This is a genomic window from Thermosynechococcus sp. FA-CM-4201, assembly GCF_054689355.1.
Map to the genome: position 1 here is coordinate 1,130,170 of NZ_CP079920.1, position 19,010 is coordinate 1,149,179.

The 19,010-nt window shown below is 54.6% G+C and carries 12 protein-coding genes; 7 read left to right on the forward strand and 5 right to left on the reverse strand.

Annotated elements, in window-relative coordinates:
* Positions 1-67: 67 nt before the first annotated feature.
* Both gcvP and KV190_RS05510 read right to left on the reverse strand, forming a co-directional pair.
* Positions 68-2,932 carry an aminomethyl-transferring glycine dehydrogenase gene (gene gcvP / locus KV190_RS05505; protein ID WP_460194942.1) on the reverse strand — a complete coding sequence of 955 codons (2,865 nt, stop codon included), beginning with the start codon at positions 2,930-2,932 and terminating at the stop codon, positions 68-70.
* Between the two features lie 36 nt (positions 2,933-2,968).
* On the reverse strand, positions 2,969-3,607 hold the full coding sequence (locus KV190_RS05510) for a class I SAM-dependent methyltransferase (RefSeq protein WP_460194943.1): 639 nt from the start codon (positions 3,605-3,607) through the stop codon (positions 2,969-2,971).
* A 147-nt stretch (positions 3,608-3,754) separates the two neighbouring features.
* Between KV190_RS05510 and KV190_RS05515 the strand changes: the two genes are divergently transcribed.
* The 3 genes from KV190_RS05515 to ctpA all read left to right on the forward strand — a co-directional run bounded on the left by KV190_RS05515 (position 3,755) and on the right by ctpA (position 7,373).
* Positions 3,755-5,206 carry a TolC family protein gene (locus KV190_RS05515; protein WP_460194944.1) on the forward strand — a complete coding sequence of 484 codons (1,452 nt, stop codon included), beginning with the start codon at positions 3,755-3,757 and terminating at the stop codon, positions 5,204-5,206.
* A complete protein-coding gene (gene truB, locus KV190_RS05520; protein WP_460194945.1) occupies positions 5,206-6,069 on the forward strand; it encodes a tRNA pseudouridine(55) synthase TruB in 864 nt (287 codons plus the stop codon). Before KV190_RS05515 ends, truB begins: the two co-directional genes overlap by 1 nt.
* A gap of 65 nt (positions 6,070-6,134) precedes the next feature.
* The gene (gene ctpA, locus KV190_RS05525; RefSeq protein ID WP_460194946.1) at positions 6,135-7,373 is read left to right on the forward strand and encodes a carboxyl-terminal processing protease CtpA; all 1,239 of its coding nucleotides are present in this window, start codon (positions 6,135-6,137) and stop codon (positions 7,371-7,373) included.
* Here ctpA and gor read toward each other — a convergent pair.
* Positions 7,360-8,745, reverse strand: coding sequence for a glutathione-disulfide reductase (gene gor, locus KV190_RS05530; RefSeq protein WP_460194947.1), 1,386 nt, complete (start codon positions 8,743-8,745; stop codon positions 7,360-7,362). The two genes, ctpA and gor, sit on opposite strands and share 14 nt — an antisense overlap.
* A gap of 47 nt (positions 8,746-8,792) precedes the next feature.
* Positions 8,793-9,062, reverse strand: coding sequence for a transcriptional coactivator PipX (gene pipX / locus KV190_RS05535; RefSeq protein ID WP_460195234.1), 270 nt, complete (start codon positions 9,060-9,062; stop codon positions 8,793-8,795).
* A gap of 172 nt (positions 9,063-9,234) precedes the next feature.
* Here pipX and KV190_RS05540 point away from each other — a divergent pair, with 172 nt between their 5' ends.
* The 4 genes from KV190_RS05540 to KV190_RS05555 all read left to right on the forward strand — a co-directional run bounded on the left by KV190_RS05540 (position 9,235) and on the right by KV190_RS05555 (position 18,145).
* On the forward strand, positions 9,235-10,344 hold the full coding sequence (locus tag KV190_RS05540; protein ID WP_460194948.1) for a S49 family peptidase: 1,110 nt from the start codon (positions 9,235-9,237) through the stop codon (positions 10,342-10,344).
* On the forward strand, positions 10,344-11,066 hold the full coding sequence (gene trmD / locus KV190_RS05545) for a tRNA (guanosine(37)-N1)-methyltransferase TrmD (RefSeq protein ID WP_460194949.1): 723 nt from the start codon (positions 10,344-10,346) through the stop codon (positions 11,064-11,066). Before KV190_RS05540 ends, trmD begins: the two co-directional genes overlap by 1 nt.
* A gap of 199 nt (positions 11,067-11,265) precedes the next feature.
* On the forward strand, positions 11,266-15,144 hold the full coding sequence (locus KV190_RS05550; protein WP_460194950.1) for a bifunctional diguanylate cyclase/phosphodiesterase: 3,879 nt from the start codon (positions 11,266-11,268) through the stop codon (positions 15,142-15,144).
* Between the two features lie 4 nt (positions 15,145-15,148).
* The gene (locus KV190_RS05555; protein WP_460194951.1) at positions 15,149-18,145 is read left to right on the forward strand and encodes a DEAD/DEAH box helicase; all 2,997 of its coding nucleotides are present in this window, start codon (positions 15,149-15,151) and stop codon (positions 18,143-18,145) included.
* Here the strand turns inward: KV190_RS05555 and KV190_RS05560 are convergent.
* Positions 18,142-18,924, reverse strand: coding sequence for a YaaW family protein (locus KV190_RS05560; protein WP_460194952.1), 783 nt, complete (start codon positions 18,922-18,924; stop codon positions 18,142-18,144). The genes KV190_RS05555 and KV190_RS05560 overlap by 4 nt on opposite strands.
* Positions 18,925-19,010 lie beyond the last annotated feature (86 nt).

Consider the following 19,010-nt stretch of genomic DNA (forward strand, 5'->3'; position numbering starts at 1 on the left):
CTTTTAGCAACCCCTTTTTGGCTTCGACAAGGCAAATCGGCAACCGCCGCAAAAATTTCAGCTTTGCTTAAGACTCTGGTATGGGCACTGAGCAACTACACACCAGATGGCGATCGCCATAGGCATTGTCAATGCGGGCTACCGCTGGCCAGAATTTGTACTCCCGCAGCCAAGGGGCAGGGTAGGCGGCCACTTGCCGTGAATAGGGGTACGGCCATGGATCGGTGGCCAGTATCAGGGCTGGATGGGGGGCATTTTTCAGGGGGTTTTGCTGGCGATCGCTGACGCCGGCCTCAATCTCAGCAATTTCGGCACGAATGGCAATCATCGCCTCACAGAAGCGATCCAATTCCGCCTTGGTTTCACTTTCTGTCGGTTCAATCATCAGCGTTCCCGCGACAGGCCAAGAGACGGTGGGAGCATGGAAGCCGTAGTCCATCAGCCGCTTGGCAATATCTTCCACCTCAATCCCCGCCGATTTTTTCAGGGGACGCAGATCAAGAATGCACTCGTGGGCCACCAAACCGTGGGCGCCTTTGTAGAGAACGGGATAGTAGGGTTCAAGGCGTTTGGCGATGTAGTTGGCATTGAGGATGGCGATCGCCGTGGCTCGCGTCAACCCCACTCCCCCCATCAGGGTGATGTACATCCACGAAATCGGCAAAATACTGGCACTGCCCCAAGGGGCTGCGGTCACAGGGCCAATTTCTGATCCTTGGGGAGTCACCTGCGTTGTTGGTAAGAAGGGCGCCAAGTGGGCTTTCACCCCGATGGGGCCAACACCGGGTCCGCCACCGCCATGGGGAATGCAGAAGGTTTTGTGGAGATTCAAATGGCAGACATCGGCACCAAAGTCCCCCGGACGGCACAGCCCCACTTGGGCATTCATATTGGCACCATCCATATAGACTTGACCGCCGTAGCGATGGATGATTTCGCAGATGTGGCGAATTTCCGTTTCAAACACCCCATGGGTCGAGGGATAGGTAATCATCAACGCCCCTAGGCGATCGCCATAGGTTTCCGCCTTGGCCGCCAGATCCGCCACATCAATATTGCCTTGGGCATCGCAATTCACCGCCACCACTTGCATCCCAGCCATGACGGCACTGGCGGGGTTGGTACCATGGGCAGAGGTGGGAATCAAACAGACATTGCGCTGGCTTTCGCCTCGGCTGTGGTGGTATTGGCGAATCACCAAGAGTCCCGCATACTCCCCTTGGGAGCCAGCATTGGGTTGTAGGGAAATGGCATCAAAGCCTGTAATCTCCGCTAGCATCGCCGACAGGTCTTGAAAGAGCTGCTGATAGCCTTGGGCTTGCTCAGCCGGGGCAAAGGGGTGCAGTTGATTGAATTCTGGCCAACTGATCGGCAGCATTTCAGCAGTGGCATTGAGCTTCATTGTGCAGGAGCCAAGGGGAATCATCGAGGTGGTGAGGGAGAGATCCTTGGCCTGAAGGCGGTGAATGTAGCGCAGTAGGGCGTGTTCGCTGTGGTACTCCTGAAAGACCGGGTGTTGCAGGTAGGCAGATTGGCGTTTCAGGGTTGGCGGCAGGCGATCGCCCGCGTCCACTTCCACAGGGCTTGCGCCAAAGAGCGCCAGTAAATCCGCCACATCTTTCTCAGTGGTGGTCTCATCGAGGCTGATGCCGACACTGCCATCGTCAAAGTAGCGCAGGTTGATTTGTGCCGCCGCCGCCCGCTCCTTGAGCACCTGTACTGGCAGGTTCCCCAAGCCTATACGCAGGGTGTCAAAAAATTCAGAATGGTAGAGTGGATAGCCCGCTGCTACTAAGCCTGCTGCTAGGGTCACTGCCCGTTGATGGATGCGCTCAGCAATTTGCCGCAGCCCCGTGGCTCCGTGATAGACGGCGTACATACTGGCAACAACTGCGAGGAGAACTTGAGCCGTGCAGATGTTACTGGTGGCCTTTTCGCGACGGATGTGCTGCTCACGGGTTTGCAGGGCAAGGCGCAATGCTTTTTGACCGAGAGCATCGTGGGAAACCCCCACTAGTCGGCCGGGTAATTGCCGCTTAAATTCTTCACGGGTGGCAAAGAAGGCGGCATGGGGGCCGCCATAGCCCAAGGGCACACCAAAACGCTGGGAACTGCCGACGGCAATATCTGCCCCCAATTCTCCCGGCGGTGTCAGCAGTGTCAAGGCCAGCAAATCGGTGGCCACCGTCACCAAGAGTCCCCGTTCATGGGCAGCGGCAATCAGGGCTTCGGGCGATCGCACCGCACCATCAGTAGCGGGATATTGCAAGAGCAGGCAAAAGGCATTCTCCCAAGGCAATTCACTGGCGATCGGGTCAATGGGCACAATCTCAATGCCAAGGGGCAGGGCACGGGTGCGCAGAACGGCAAAGGTTTGGGGATGGCAATCCTGCGCCACCAAGAAGCGGTTGGCTCCCTTTTGACGGCAGGCATTTAAGCTCAGGGTCATGGCTTCAGCGGCAGCCGTCGCCTCATCGAGGAGCGAGGCATTAGCAATGGGTAGTCCCGTTAGATCGCTAACAAGGGTTTGAAAGTTAAGCAGCGCTTCGAGGCGTCCTTGGGCAATTTCCGCTTGGTAGGGGGTGTACTGGGTGTACCAGCCGGGGTTTTCCAGAATGTTGCGCTGAATCACTGCCGGCGTAATGCAGTTGTAATAGCCCATGCCGATGTAACTGCGCCAAACTTGGTTTTGCTGGGCAAGGATACGTAATTTCTGCAGGGCTGCCGTTTCACTAAGACCCTCACCTAGAGCGAGGGGGCGTTGCAAGCGAATTTCTGGGGGAATGACAGCATTGATCAGCTCCTTGAGGCTGCCATACCCCAACAGGCTCAACATTTGCGGTAGATCGGCGGGGGTAATGCCAATGTGCCGCGCCACAAATTCGGCATCAGTTTCTAGGTTGATCTCCAGTTGGGGCAGTGAACTGACCATCGCTATCACACTCGTGTTGCAAATCGTTCATATATCTTAATTGTTTGGGCAGGGTTTGCGGGCATGGAGAACCTGTAAACTGCGCCCGAGGTGGTAGGTCTGCCGCTCGATAGTAAAGCCCTGTAACCGTAGCTGCTCCGCTAAGTCCGTTTGCAGCAGTTGCCAAGCGGTTTCCGTTTCAAAGAGCCAGAAAAAGAGGGCTATCCCCGGCCAAAAGAGGGGCACTTGGGGACGATGAAAATCAATCAGGGCAAACCAGCCACCGGGTTTGAGAACCCGCCACACTTCCGCCACAATGGCACGCAGTTGCTCCGAGGTCATTTCGTGGAGCGCCATGCTCGTGTGTACCAGATCAAAGGTGGCATCAGCAAAGGGCATCTGCTCCGCAAAGGCTTCTACATAGGTGGCTTGGGGCACCCGCTCGCGGGCACGGGCGATCGCCTTCGGGGAAGCATCTAGTCCCGTGACCTGATCAAAGTTCTGAGTTAAGGCTTGCGTCACAATGCCGTGGGCACAGCAGAGATCCAACACCACAGCACTACGGGGTAAGTCCAAATCTTGCCAAGCAAGGCGATGCAGGCGATCGCTCCCCCCGACGGTGATTGCGGCGAGGGCACTGATGGTGTCGTAGAGCCACGGATATTGATAGCTCCAGGTGCGTAAAATGGTTGCCACAGTGCTGGACAAGCCTTGAATTTTGCAGGATTTGAAGTGATTGAGTGTCAGTGTACCGCCTTTTTGGCAACGATTCCTTGGGAAAGGACTGTTATAGTCTTAATGTGGTAGCGAGAATCCGTAATTGTAACGGTGTCGGGAGTGAGCATGGGTCAACAATCCATCTGCCAACAAAGCAGTCTGCTGCTAGGGAGCCTTGTGGGGGTCTTGATCACCATGAGCGGCGGGGCGATCGCCCAATCCAACCCGACGGCCACCGATCTCCTGCCCTTCAATCCCAATCCCGATCCCCTCTATCTCCCCAGTCGTTCCGATCAAGTGAAAATTGATTTGGATCGCCCCATTACCCTCAACGAAGCGATTGAACTGGCGCGGCGGAATAATCGCCAACTGCAAATCATTGAGGCACAACTGCAACAAAGTCGGGCGGTTCTGCGCCAAGCGGAGGCGGCTCTCTATCCCAGTATTTCCTTGCAATTGGGGATTAGTCGTACCGATTCAGCGGCGATTCGCCTGCAAAATGCCCAACTACCACCCCCCTTGCGGCTCAACACCACGAGCAATACTTGGACCAGTACGGTGCAACTGGGCTACAACATTTTCACCTCTGGCCAACGGGATGGCAGTATCAAAGCAGCACAGGAACAGGTGCGCAATGCCGAACTGGATCTTCAGCGGGAATTTGAACAACTGCGGCAGGATGTCACCAATGCCTACTACAACATTCAACAGGCGGAAGCGCTGGTGCGGATTGGGGAAGCAGCGGTACAAAACTCCCAAATCAGCTTACGGGATGCGATCGCCCGCGAACGGGCTGGCTTAGGCACCCAATTTGATGTCCTCACCGCACAGGTACAATTGGCCAATAACCAACAGCAACTCGTGCAAGCCCAAAGCCAACTGCAAACGGCTCAACGCCAACTGGCACAGGTGCTCAGTCTCAATGACAAGGCCAATGTGCGCGCCGCTGACCCAATTCGGGTGGTTGGGGAATGGAAACTTTCCCTTGAGGAGAGCATTGCCCTCGCCTTTCGCAACCGCGTGGAACTAGAACAACAACTGACGCAACGGAATGCAGCCCTTCAGCAACGACGGGTGGCTTTGGGCAATCTCGGCCCACAGTTGGTGGCCGGCGGAAGTTTTAACACCCTAGATAGCCTCACAGATGGTGCAGCACCCCGTTGGGGATATACCGTTGGCGGTCAAATGAACCTGACCCTCTTTGATGGCGGGGTCTCCCGTGCCAGTGCCGCTCAGCAGGAAAGCGCTGCCGCGATCGCTGAAGCCCAGTATGCCGCCTTTCGCAACTTGATTCGCTTCCAAGTGGAGCAGGCCTACTACACCCTCAAATCCAGCCAAGAAAATATCCGCACCAATGAAGTGGCGGTGCGCCAAGCCACGGAGGGACTCCGCCTTGCCCGTCTGCGCTTCCAAGCAGGGATTGGCACCCAAGCGGAGGTGAGCAATGCAGAAACGGCTCTGATTCAAGCCCAGAGCAACCTGTTGAGTTCTACCATTGACTACAACCGAGCGATCGCTGCCCTGCAACGCTTTGTGAGTGGTTTACCTCTGAGTCCCCAAGGGACTGCAACGCCTTGATGTTTGGTTTTTTGAATCTGAATAAACCCGCTGGCTGCACCTCTCACGACTGCATTAACGAACTGCGAAAGCGGCTGCGGCTCAAGCGTATTGGTCATGGTGGCACATTAGATCCGATGGCCACAGGGGTGCTGCCGATCGCCCTTGGTTCAGCGACGCGACTCCTTCCCTATTTAAGCGATCGCAAGGCCTATATTGGCACGGTACGCTTTGGCATCACCACGACCACGGATGACATTACGGGGGAGATTTGCCAAGAACAAGCTGCCAGTCACCTCACCCTCGAGGCCATTGAGGAACAGCTCCCGCAATTCATTGGCGAGATTGAGCAATATCCCCCAGCCTACAGTGCGATTCAGGTGGATGGCCAGCGGCTCTATGCCCGTGCCCGGGCGGGTGAAGTCGTGAGCGTGCCGCCGCGTATCGTGACTGTGTACCGTATCGAGGTGTTGCATTGGCAACCGAGCCATCAGCCGGAACTCACACTGCGCATTACCTGTGGCGGTGGCACCTATATTCGCGCCCTTGCCCGCGATTTGGGCGCAGCACTGGGGGTAGGGGGAACGCTGGCGGCACTGCAACGGATTGAAAGTGGTGGCCTGAGCATTGAGGAAAGCCATGCCCTAGAAAGCATTTCGCCAGAGTATTTACCACTGCGCCCGCCCCAAGAGGTTCTCTCGCATCTGCCATGGCTTGAACTCAATGAAGTCCAACTCAACGACTGGTACCATGGCCGCACCGTGATTGGTGAGGGGCTACCGCCGGCGGCGAGTTTCGTGGGCGTCACCTTTGCCGCTACCTGTGTGGGGATTGGGGTGAGTGGGGGCGATCGCCTGCATCCCAAGGTGGTTCTCAAGGCATAACAGTATCTTGCGAAACATTTTTCTAGTGCTAGCTTAGGAAAAAGAAGCAATCAGCAGGTGAAGGAATGGGGGTTCGTTGGCTGCAACGTCTCATTTGTTGTTTGGTGGTCTTGGTGGGGGTCTGGGGCATTTTCCCCACTGACTCCGCGATCGCCCTGACGGAGGAACAAAAACTCTTTAATGAGGCATGGCGCATTGTTAACCAAGCCTATGTGGATCCTTCCTTTAATGGCCAAAACTGGTGGCTGGTGCGCGAAAAGGCACTGAAACGTCCCCTACCCAATCGCGAGGCGACCTACGAGGCCATTCAAACCATGTTGGCGAGTTTAGAGGATCCCTTTACACGGCTGCTGCGCCCCGCCCAATTTCGTAGCCTGCAAACCACCACGGCTGGGGAACTCACGGGTGTCGGCTTGCAAATTAGCACTGACCCTGAAACTGGTGTTCTCGAAGTAATTGCTCCCATTGATGGCTCTCCTGCTGCCGCAGCGGGTATTCAACCCCGCGATCGCATTCTTGCCATTGATGGTGTCTCCACCAACCAGCTCAGCCTCGATGAAGCCGCCGAACGAATGCGGGGAGCCGCTGGTTCCGCTGTGCATCTGTTGTTACAACGGGGCAGTGAAGCCCCCCAAGAAATCACCCTGAAACGGGGACACATTGAGATTAATCCGGTTATGGCTGAGGTTCGCCAAGTGCAGGGGCACACCGTTGGCTATATTCGCCTTGGTCAATTTAGTGCGATGGCCGCCACAGAAATGCGCAAAGCCATTCAAATGCTAGAGCAACAGGGAGCAGAGGAGTACATCCTTGATCTGCGCAATAATCCGGGGGGACTGTTGCAGGCGGGGGTGGAAATTGCCCAATTGTGGCTGGATTCGGGGGTCATTGTCTATACGGTTGATCGCCAAGGGATCATTGATAGCCTCAATGCCAGCGGCGGTGCCCTCACTCATGATCCGCTCGTCGTCCTTGTGAATGGCGGAACAGCCAGTGCCAGTGAGATTTTGGCCGGTGCCCTGCAAGATCATGGCCGTGCTCGCCTGGTGGGCGATCGCACCTTTGGTAAAGGCTCGATTCAGTCCCTCTTTAACCTCAGTGATGGCTCTGGCCTTGCGGTCACCATTGCCCACTACGAAACCCCCAATCACCACAACATCAACAAAGTGGGCATTGAGCCAGATCGGCGGGTTCTCGATGCTCCCGAGAGTCTTATGGCTATGGGTACAGCAGCAGATCCCCAATATCTGGCGGCTCTAGAGCTGCTCCACAGTCCGGTTCAAGTCGCCACTAACGCAGTGTGACAAACTCCTCCGCCGTTGAGGGATGAATGGCCATCGTGGCATCAAAGTCCTTCTTGGTGGCACCCATTTTGAGGGCGATCGCGATCCCTTGAATAATTTCAGCCGCATTATCCCCCACCATGTGGGCACCCAGCACCCACTCCGTATTTTTCTCCACCACCAATTTGACGATCACCTTTTCATCTCGACCTGTGAGGCTGTGGTACATCGGGCGAAAGGCTGCACGGTAGATTTTCACATTCTCTTCCCCTAATTTCGCCTTGGCCTGAGCCTCCGACAGCCCCACCGAAGCCGCCTCCGGCTGGGAAAACACCGCTGAGGGAATATTCTCATAGCTCAAGGTGCGTGGTAGATTACCAAATTGCGTATCGGCAAAGGCGCGTCCTTCGGCAATGGCTACGGGGGTGAGGTTGACGCGGTTAGTGCAGTCCCCCACAGCAAAAATATGTTCTTGATTGGTGCGGTAGTATTCATCCACAGCAATGGCGACAATTCCTTGACTATTGGCAGTAAGATGCACCCCCGCCTGATCAAGACCTAGCCCCTGCAAGTTGGGTGCACGCCCCACGGCACACAGCACCGTATCAACTTTGGTTTCACAGGCTTGTCCCTGCTGTTCGTAACGAATGCGGATATTGCCCTTCTTGGTGAGCTTCAAGCCCGTAATGTGGCACTGGGGACGGACATCAATGCCGTGGCGAAGCATCCCCTGATAGACCCCATCTTGAATGTCTTGATCAAACCCCCGCAGTGGGCGATCGCCCCGCAGAAAGTGGATCACCTCCGTGCCTAGCCCCTGCATAATGCCGGCAAACTCAACACTAATGTAGCCGCCCCCAAGAATAGCCATGCGCTTTGGCTGCTTGGGCAACAAAAACATCTCCCGCGAGGTAATGCTGTGTTCAATGCCCGGCACATTGGGCTTAATCGCTTCGCCCCCGACGGCAATCAAAATTTTCGCCGCTGTCACTCGCCGCTGAACCTGTCCTTGGCGATCCACGAGTTCTAGGGTATGGGGGTCAGCAAAGCGGGCAAAAAAGGGCAGCAGTTCGACTCCGGCTTTGGCAAGGTAGCTAATGTGCAATTCACTGAGGCGATTCACCTCTTGGTTCACTGCTTGAATCAGTCGCTCCCAGTTCAACTTTGCTTCAACGGGGCGCCAGCCATAGCCGACAGCGTCTTCAAAGAGGTGGCTAAACTTGGAGCCGTAGACCATGAGCTTTTTGGGGACACAACCCCGAATGACACAGGTACCACCGACTTTATCCCCTTCGGCAATGGCCACCCTAGCACCGTAGGAAGCTGCCCGCTTTGAGGCTGCCAAGCCACCGGAGCCGGCACCAATCACAAATAGGTCATAGTCGTAGCTCATCCTCGCTCCCCAAAACCTAGCCTCAGTCTAGCGAAATCTGGATCGGGTTACATGAAGGCTTGGCGATGAATGGCTTGGAGGGCTTGGTATTCAGCGATTTTGCCAAGGCGGCGCAGCGATCGCAACCGCTGTTCAATGAGCATTCGCGCATCGGTGCGACTAATGGACTCAAACTCCATCCCCCCCGGCCGTTGGCTAACGATGAAGAACAGCCGCTGTGCATACAACGTGGTAAAGAGTTGCCGATGCTCATCAATAGGGCAGACCCCATAAAGCAAGCCAAAGGTGGGGTGATTGAGATACTGCTCAGCGGTCATCGAGGGTTTCATTAGTGGAGAGAACCTACCTCGGAAAGGGATCGTGACAGGTCAACACGGCAAGGGTGGCTTGTGAGGGGCAAACACAGGAGAAAACCGCAGGGGACGGCTAAAATAAGTAAAACATTTGACTGAAAACTTTTCAGATTATACTAAACCCTTTCCTCCTCTTATGACGCGCTCCCTTCCCCCCTTTTGGCCCAGTGTGTTTCACCGCTGCGGTGTGATCTTTTTTGGCACGCTGACCTTTTTTTTCACACTGGGGGTGGTGGGCTTCAGTGCCACGATCTTCTTTGCCCTCCTCGGGGTCTTGTTGGCACCTGCCAGTGAAACCAGTCCCTACGAGCACGTCAGCGGCAAGGAGAGCAGTCGCGATCGCATTCTCAGAATCGACATTACTGGGCCAATTCTCGGCAGCCCGCAAAGCGAAGAAGATAGCTTCTTTGCGCCCCTTGTCGGCGTCACCTACGGCTATGAAGTGCAGCGGCAGTTGGCAGAGGCCGCTAAGGACGAAACGATTAAGGCCGTCTTTGTCAATATCAGCACTCCCGGCGGCACGATTTTTGGCTCCCAGGCGATCGCCGAAGGCATTAGGAGCTACCGCGCAGCCACCCAAAAACCAGTCTATGCTTTTATTGAGGGCATTTCTGCCTCTGGTGGCGTTTGGGCAATGGTGACAGCGGATCGGATCTACGCTGATCACGGCAGCATGATTGGCAGTATTGGCATTCTCGGCCCTAGTGTTTTCTACTACGATCGCCCCACCAGTCTCGATAATGGCCTATTGATGGGAGGCGTTACTGCCAACAGTATCGAAGAACGGACACTGAGCGCCGGTCGGAGCAAAGATATTGGCAACCCCTTCCGTCGCCTCACCCCCCAAGAAATTGAGGTCTTCCAAGCCGGCCTTGAGCAGGAGTACAGCAAGTTTATTAATCATGTGGCGCAGGCACGGGGCATTGATCCTAACGTCATTCGCAACGAAATGGGCGCGATGATTTTTAGTAACGAGCAGGCGCAGAGCTATCGCCTCATTGATGGTACCCGCAGCCGTCCAGAAACCCTCAGTGCCCTTGCCAGTGCCGCTAATCTCAAGGAGGGAGAATATGCCATCGTGCGTTTTCGGCGCGATCGCTCCCCTTTGATCAATCAACTCTTGGGTGTTCAGTCACCTCCCCCAGCACCAGAAACCCAGCAGGTGTGGAAACAAGAGCAACTTTGTGCCCTCAGCCAATTGCGTGCCCTTGCCTACTATGGTTCCCTCTCTTGCCACCGTCAGTAATGCGTTTCGATATTATTACCCTCTTTCCAGAGTTCTTTGCCTCCCCCCTCAGCAGTGGCTTAATGGCCAAAGCTTTGGCACGGGGGATTGCTGAGGTCGTCCTGACGAATCCGCGTGACTTTAGTACCGATAAGCACCAGCGGGTGGATGATGAACCCTACGGGGGCGGTGTGGGTATGGTGATGAAGCCTGAACCCCTCTTTGCTGCCGTGGAATCGCTGCCCTCTTTGCCCCGCCGTGAAGTGATCTATGTCACCCCCCAAGGGCAACCCCTGACCCAACAGCACCTCTGGCATTGGTCACAGGAGCGAGATCAACTGGTGATTCTCTGTGGTCACTATGAGGGAGTGGATGAGCGGGTCGTCGAGCATTTAGTGACCCAAGAAATCTCCATTGGCGATTTTGTCCTGACCTGTGGTGAAATTCCTGCCCTTGTGATTCTCAATGGTGTGCTGCGACTCCTGCCGGGCACCGTAGGCAAAGCTGCCTCACTCCACCAAGATAGCTTTGAAGATGGCTTGCTGGATTATCCCCACTACACTCGACCCGCAGAATTTCGGGGGTGGACCGTACCACCCGTCTTGCTCTCTGGTCACCATGGGGAAATTGCGGCGTGGCGGCGGGCACAACAGATCGAACGCACTCGTGAACGGCGCCCAGATTTATATGCTCGATGGTTAACTGCGCAACAAAAGCCCTATGAGGATCAGCATCTAAACTAGAGAATACTCCCCCTTTTTTATGGGATACCGTCTTTTCGGCATTTTGAGTGTATTTTACATATGTGACAAAGGCCGTAAGTTGCAACAAATCAATCTAGTTGTGCTACTTTCAAAAAGAATTCTCCTCTCTAAGTTCCCCTAAATTCTGCTCGAGAGAAGTTTTAATCATACTCGGGGTACTCATCTTTATATTATTTTTATGGATAGTCCCTCACTGCCTTCCTCCGCCCTCTATTCTTCTAGCTTGGTGCTCTGTGCAGAGACCCTATTGCAACTGCTGCGAACCCGGCTTGGCAGTGATGTTGAGCATTATCTAGCGGAAGTTTTTTCAGCACTGCCCATTGGCGTTGCTCTGTATGATCCAACGGGGCAAATTGTTTATATCAATCCCTATGGCAGAGCTATCTTAGGAGTGAGTGATCCCACGCAAACCGCATTGCAAATTTGTGCAGATCTACAGATTTTTCATTGCTATAGCGATCGCCCCTACCCCAAGGAGGAGTTGCCTGGCATACAAGCCCTCAAAGGGATGGCTATTTGTTCCACTGAGATAGATGTCCAGTATGGCGATCGCCGTATCACTATCGAAAGCTATGCCAGCCCAATTTTTGACACTGACGGCAACATCCAATTCAGTATTGCCACATTTCAGGATATTAGCGATCGCAAACGCTATGAAATCGAGCAGCAGATAATCAAAAATCATTGGCAAGAGCAAGCGACTCGTTACTATGACATGGTGCAAAGTCAGACGGATTTCGTTTTGCGCTCCCGTGCTGACACCACCATCACATTTGCCAATGAGGCCTTTTGTTGCCTCTTTAACCGTTCTGCTCCAGAAGTCATTGGTCACCCTTGGTCAGAATTTGTTCTTCCTAAAGATTTACCCCCATTGCTGGAGAAAGTTGCTCAACTGAGTCCCCGTGCTCCCTCCTTTGCCAATGAAAATCGCCTGTATCATCCCCAGCAAGGGTTTCGTTGGACACAATGGATTAATGTGGGAATTTTTGATGATCAAGGTAACCTACAGGAAATCCAATCCGTTGGCCGCGATATTACTGCCCTCAAAGAACAGTTACTGCGGGAGCAAGCTCTCAATCGCGTCATTCAGGCGATTCGCAACTCCCTTGATCTCGACACGATCTTTGAGACGGCGGTGCGAGAAGTGGCGCAACTGGGGCTGGGGTTTGATGCCTTTGTCGTCAAGTATTTACCCGAGGAGGCGGTGTGGCGGCATGTAGCAGAGTATCACCATGATCCCAACTTTCCCTCCCTGACTAATGTTGCCATTCCCGATCGCGATAACCCCTTTGCGGAGCGCCTGAAGGCCGGTGAAGTTGTCGCCATTGCTGACTCTAGCCAAATTACTGATCCCGTCAATCAACAAATTACCGCTGCGTTTCCGGGAGCTTGGTTGCTGATTCCTCTGCTGGTGGAAGATCGCATCTGGGGCAGCTTAACTCTCTTTGCCTCTCAACAGTGCCATGAATGGTCCGCAGCAGAAATTTCCCTTGCTCGAGCTATCTCCACGCAACTGGAGGTGGCCATCTACCAGGCCACACTCTATCAGCGGGCACAGCAGGAACTGGCTGAACGCCGTCGTATTGAAGTTGCTCTGCGGGAAAGTGAAGAATGCTTTCGCCTCACCGCAACCAATGTCCCCGGTGCCATTTTCCGCTACATCCAACATCCCGATGGCCGCAATCAGGTGTTTTACCTCAATCCCATGTGCGAGCAGCTTTGGGGGGTGCCTGCTGAGGTTGCCGCTGAAGATAGTTCCGTCCTCTGGAATATGGTGCATCCTGAAGATCGGCAGGCCATGTGGGAGTCGGTGCTGGTTTCAGCCCGAACGTTACAACCGTGGTTTTGGCAATGGCGTATTTGCTATCCCAATGGTGACATCCGCTGGCTCGAGGGTGCGGGTCAGCCCGAACAACTGGCCAATGGCGCTGTCATGTGGTACACCCTCATCCTCGATGTTACTGAGCGGTATCTGGCGGAGGCGCGCCTCAAGGAACAACAGGCGCAGTTAGACTTGGCGGTGCGGGCTTCCAACATCGGTTTCTATTTTTGTGATCTGCGCACCGGTACCTCCTATGCCTCCCCGACGTACAAAGACCAGTTGGGCTATCCCCCCACCGCTGAAGAGGCTAGCCCCAAGGATTGGGAAGCACGACTGCACCCGGAGGATCGCGATCGCGCCATTGCGGCCTTCCAGCAGTTTTTGCAAGGGGAGACAGAGTACGCCATTGACTTTCGCTTGCGTCATCGCGATGGCAGCTACCGCTGGTTTCACAGTAATGCGGTATTGATTCGGGATGAGCACGGTCAGCCCTGCAAAGTGGTGGGTACCCACATTGACATTACAGAGCGCAAGCTAGCAGAGATCGCCCTGCGGCAGAGTGAAGAGCGCTACCGACTGCTGGCGGAAAATATCAACGATATTATTGGTCTCCACGATCGCGAGGGTATTTGTTTGTATGTCAGCCCCTCCTGTGAGACCTTGTTGGGCTGCCGTGCCGAGACACTGATTGGCCAGCATTTTACAGAAATCTGTCATCCCCAAGAGCGATCGCGGGTGAAGCAGGAACTGCAACAGATGATTCGGCAGCAGAAGTTTTGGCCCATCACCTATCGGGTTTGCACCGTTAAGGGGGATGTCCTCTGGCTAGAAACGTTGGTGAAACCTCGCTACGACAGTGAGGGGCAGTTGCAGAAATTGCAGACCACCTCCCGCGATGTCACCAGTCGGGTACAGGTGCAGATGCAGCTTCACCACGAAGCCTACCACGATTCATTGACAGGGTTGCCCAACCGCCTCTACTTCATGGAGCAGTTGGAAACGGCGATTACCCAAGCTCGGATGAATCCTAAGTTTCACTATGCGGTGCTATTTTTAGATTTGGATCGCTTCAAGATTATTAACGATAGCTTGGGACATGCAGTGGGCGATCGCGTTCTTGTCGCCTTTGCCAATCGGCTGCGCCGTTGCATTGACAATCGCTATACACTGGCTCGCTTTGGCGGTGATGAGTTCGTGATTCTGGCAACGGAAATTTCCGAGATTCAGGGGGCGATCGCCCTATGTGAGCAAATGCTGAATTGTCTCCAGCGACCCCTGATAGTGGATGCGCGGCAAATTGTGATGAGTGGCAGCATTGGCGTCGTTTTTGCCCAAAACGAGTATCAGCAGGGGCTAGAAGTCCTACGGGATGCCGATATTGCCATGTATCAAGCCAAAGCCCAGCAAAAGGGAGGTTATGTTGTCTTCAATCAGCAGATGTATGAACAGGTTCTGGATCGCCTCCACCTTGAGCATGATCTGCGCGATGCCCTAGAGCACCATCAACTACGGCTGCTGTATCAGCCCTTTTTCAATCTGCAAAATCAACAGCTGGCGGGCATGGAGGCTTTGGTGCGCTGGCAGCATCCCGAACGGGGTCTCATATCACCGGCGCAGTTTATTCCCATTGCTGAGGATACGGGGTTAATTGTTGCTCTGGATCAGTGGGTACTAGAGCATGCCTGCGAGCAATTCTGGCACTGGCAACAGCAGTATGCAGCGGCGTCAGATCTCGTTCTCAGTGTCAATGTCTCTGCCAAAACCCTGAAGCATCCCAGTTTCCTCAATCATGTGGATCGGGTGCGCCAAAAGTATCCCCTCGCCAAGGGGCAACTGGTGCTCGAACTCACCGAAAGCATGGGGCTGGAATTGGGAAATGAGATGATGAATCTCTTGCAAGCCTTGGGCGATCGCAAGATTGACATTAGTATTGACGACTTTGGCACCGGTTACTCCTGCCTCAGTTATCTTCACAGCCTGCCCATCCAACACCTGAAGGTGGATCGCTCCTTTGTCAGTCAACTGGAGCAAAATGCACGCAATTTTCAAATTACGCAGATGATCTTGCTCCTGACCCACCAGTTGGGCTATCGTGCCATTGCTGAGGGCATTGAAACCCATGAGCAACTGCAAACCCTACAGCAACTCGGCTGTGACTATGGCCAAGGGTATCTCTTTGCTCGTCCTATGCCCCCTCAAGATCTCGAATCTCTCTTGAGTTCCGAACTACAATAGCTCCATGGCTGTTTTACATGGGACGTGGCTGGCAACGCCAACGCCACAATTTTTTCTTTGGGCAGAAGAATGGCGATCGCTGGCTCAGGCAACCACGCCTTGGGCGTCAACGATGGTGCCTGCTTATCCCTATGCGGCTCCTCTGAAGCTGTCCCTTGTTAAGGCGAGTCCCAGTTTTACCTATGCGGCTTTACCCGCGCAAGTGCAGGGCAATGAACTGGTGCCACCCCCCCTAGCAGAAGTCAAGGGGGAACCGCTATTTCTCTGGCAGGTGCCGGGCGGGTCAATTCCTGCCTCAGAAGTTTTAGAGCAACTGCATCAACTGAGTCTTCACGGCCAAGACAGTGGCGGCATTGGCGATGATCTGCGCTATTGGTTCCACGTGAGTCGCTGGTTGCTGGATTTAATTGTGCGTGGTCAATACTTGCCGACACCAGAGGGCTGGCGGATTCTGCTCACCCACGGCGGCGATCGCGATCGCTTTCGCCAATTTAGCCAACGGATGCCCCATCTGTGTCGCTGTTATCAAGGGGATGCCACGGCTCTGCGGTTTCCGCCCCATGCCACCGATCTATTGGCGGATTTTCTGCACCACACCTTGCAGGGTTATCTCCACACTGCCCTTGCCGCCCTAGACTTACCCAAAGTGGGCTTGGCCAAGGAGCATAGTCACTGGCTGACTTTCCTAAAAACAGGGCAAGCAACGGAACTGCCGCCTTCTTTTGTGGAACGGCTCCAGCGTTGGCAAGAACCCTACCGCGAGCAGTTGGATCTGCGCCCCCAATGGCGACTGGCACTGCAATTGGTGCCCCCAGATACGGCTGAGGGTGACTGGCGCTTGGCCTTTGGCTTACAAACTGAGGGCGAAACGGAAACGATGCTGGCGGCGGCAGAGATTTGGCAATGTACGCAAGAGTCCCTCCTCTATCACGGGCAAGTGCTCTGGCAGCCCCAAGAAACCCTGCTGCGGGGACTCGGCTTGGCTTCACGGATTTATCGTCCCCTCGATCGCAGTCTCCAAGAACCCTCCCCTGTGGGTCTGACGCTGCAAACCACGGAAGTTTATGCCTTCTTGCAAAGTGCCATTCCGCCCCTTGAGCAGCAGGGGGTTGCGATTATTTTGCCACCCAGTTTGCGCCGCAACAGCACCCAGCATCGTTTGGGTCTGAGGATGATTGCCACATTGCCGCCCACGGCCACCAGCGGCTTGAGTATTGAGAGCTTGATGCAGTTTCAGTGGCAATTACAGTTGGGGCAGCATCCCCTCTCGGAAGCGGATTTTGAGCAACTGCGCCGCCAAGAGTCTCCCCTTGTTTATCTCAATGGTGAGTGGGTGCTGCTGCGTCCCCAAGAGGTCAAGGCCGCTCAAGAGTTTCTCCAGTCTCCCCAAAAGACCCAACTTTCCCTTGCGGATACGCTGCGCATTGCCACCGGGGATACGGTGACGGTAGCCAAGTTACCGATTCTGGGTTTAGACGCCAATGATGCCCTTCAGGCACTACTCGATGGCCTCACAGGCAAACAAACCCTTGATCCAGTGCCGACACCGCAGGAATTTTGTGGTGAACTGCGTCCCTACCAAGCACGGGGGGTAGCGTGGCTAAGTTTCTTGGAACGCTGGCGGTTGGGGGCTTGCTTGGCCGATGATATGGGCTTAGGGAAAACAATTCAACTGTTGGCCTTTTTGCTCCACCTCAAGGAAGCAGGACGTGCCTACCGACCGACCCTATTGATCTGTCCTACCTCGGTACTGGGCAACTGGCTACGGGAGTGCCAAAAATTTGCACCGACATTGCGTCCCTATGTCCACCATGGGAGCGATCGCCCCAAGGGCAAGGCATTTCTGAAAAAAGTTGAAACCCACGATCTGATTCTCACCAGTTATGCCCTCTTGCAGCGCGATCGCACCACCTTGCAACAAGTGTCATGGCAGCATCTGGTCCTCGATGAAGCCCAAAACATCAAAAATGCCAACACCCAGCAGTCCCAAGCCGCACGGGAACTCCCCGCCCAGTTTCGCATTGCCCTGACGGGAACCCCCCTAGAAAATCGGCTCCTTGAACTCTGGTCGATTATGGACTTTCTGCATCCGGGGTACTTGGGCCATCGCACCTACTTTCAGCACCGCTATGTCCGTCCCATTGAACGCTATGGCGACACCACCTCCCTCAACGCCCTGCGTACCTATGTTCAGCCCTTCATTCTGCGCCGCCTGAAAACTGACCGCAGCATTATCCAAGACCTGCCCGAAAAACAGGAGATGCTGGTCTATTGCGGTCTCACCCTAGAGCAGATGCAGCTTTACACTGCGGTGGTGGAAGACTCCCTTGCGGCCATTGAAAATAGTGAAGGTATCCAGCGGCGGGGCAATATCTTGGCTACGCTGACCAAGCTGAAGCAAATCTGTAACCATCCCGCCCAGTATCTCAAGCAGGAAGACTATGCCCCCGATCGCTCGGGTAAATTGCAACGCCTCATCGAAATGCTGCAAGAGCTTCAGGAAGTGGGCGATCGCGCCCTTGTCTTTACCCAATTTGCCGAATTTGGCACCCACCTGAAAACCTATCTCGAAAAGGCGCTACAGCAGGAGATCTTTTTCCTGTCAGGACGCACTCCCAAAGCCCAGCGGGAATTGATGGTGGAACGCTTTCAGCACGATCCTGAGGCACCCACGGTCTTTATTCTTTCCCTAAAAGCGGGGGGCGTGGGCCTCAATCTCACCCGTGCCAATCATGTCTTTCACTACGATCGCTGGTGGAACCCTGCCGTTGAAAATCAGGCCAGCGATCGCGCCTTCCGCATTGGCCAAGCCCGCAATGTCCAAATCCATAAATTTGTCTGCACCGGCACCCTCGAAGAGAAGATCCACGAGCAAATCGAACAGAAAAAAGCCCTCGCGGAAATGATTGTTGGCAGCGGCGAACACTGGCTAACCGAACTCAACCTCGACCAACTGCGGCAACTGCTGACACTGGATCAAGAGCGAGTCATGACGCTCTAGGCCATTGCCCACTCAGAGGTGTGCTCACCCCGCAAAAGACGAATTTGGGCGATCGCAAAAATGGTGGGAATAATGCGCGCATAGTTGGTGGAAATGGCGCGCCAACCCAAGTCAGCAATAAACCAGACCCATAGGGCGGTACTGGCAAAGGCCAAGACACTACGCCCCACCGCAAACCGAGCGGCTCCCATCGCTGCTCCTCGGGACACCAAGGGGGTAATTGAGAGCTTATAGCCCGCGAAATGAATCGCAAACTGCCGTGCCACCTGCTGCACCACCATTGAGCGGACAACGGAACTAATGGCGATCGCTGCGCCGCCCTCTAGGATCAGGCGTACAGTTTCCATAGAAATGGGGTGGCCGTTGCGCAGTTCGGGCAAGCTATCTTGGATTTGGGCAGCCAAGACCTTGCGATCCTCATCCCCCAGCTTTTTCCACATCCGCTGCAACACATTTAAGAAGATTTCCATTTCTAGTTGTGGCACTGTCCAACTGGGGGAAAACTTGATTTTCAGATAGCGACAGACCCGCATCAATGTTTGCCGATAGCTGATTTGCTGCGCTTTACCCTTGAGTACCGTCAGACCATCTGCCGCCAAAAAGCGAAACCGCTCCTCAATGTCATCGAGCCATGCTTGGCGATCCTGCGCTTGGACGGCAATGGGATCCGGCGTTGTTAGATAGTCCAAGGGGTTGAGCCGACGACGAAACAGAATTTCTGTTAGGTCTTGCAACTCCTCCTCCGTTGCCAATTCCAGCGCAGCCCGTAGCTCGTTCATGGGGTTCTCGCTCCAGCAGCAGCACAATTGAACACGATGATTCTTCACCCCTGATTATAGGGATTCAGGCTGAAATTGTGGTACAG

Excerpts from the sequence above, each read along its gene's own strand:
- gcvP (WP_460194942.1), bottom strand. The coding sequence starts at position 2,932 with ATGGTCAGTTCACTGCCCCAACTGGAGATCAACCTAGAAACTGATGCC.
- KV190_RS05515 (WP_460194944.1), top strand. The coding sequence starts at position 3,755 with ATGGGTCAACAATCCATCTGCCAACAAAGCAGTCTGCTGCTAGGGAGC.
- truB (WP_460194945.1), top strand. The coding sequence starts at position 5,206 with ATGTTTGGTTTTTTGAATCTGAATAAACCCGCTGGCTGCACCTCTCAC.
- ctpA (WP_460194946.1), top strand. The coding sequence starts at position 6,135 with ATGGGGGTTCGTTGGCTGCAACGTCTCATTTGTTGTTTGGTGGTCTTG.
- gor (WP_460194947.1), bottom strand. The coding sequence starts at position 8,745 with ATGAGCTACGACTATGACCTATTTGTGATTGGTGCCGGCTCCGGTGGC.
- pipX (WP_460195234.1), bottom strand. The coding sequence starts at position 9,062 with ATGACCGCTGAGCAGTATCTCAATCACCCCACCTTTGGCTTGCTTTAT.
- KV190_RS05540 (WP_460194948.1), top strand. The coding sequence starts at position 9,235 with ATGACGCGCTCCCTTCCCCCCTTTTGGCCCAGTGTGTTTCACCGCTGC.
- trmD (WP_460194949.1), top strand. The coding sequence starts at position 10,344 with ATGCGTTTCGATATTATTACCCTCTTTCCAGAGTTCTTTGCCTCCCCC.
- KV190_RS05550 (WP_460194950.1), top strand. The coding sequence starts at position 11,266 with ATGGATAGTCCCTCACTGCCTTCCTCCGCCCTCTATTCTTCTAGCTTG.
- KV190_RS05555 (WP_460194951.1), top strand. The coding sequence starts at position 15,149 with ATGGCTGTTTTACATGGGACGTGGCTGGCAACGCCAACGCCACAATTT.
- KV190_RS05560 (WP_460194952.1), bottom strand. The coding sequence starts at position 18,924 with ATGAACGAGCTACGGGCTGCGCTGGAATTGGCAACGGAGGAGGAGTTG.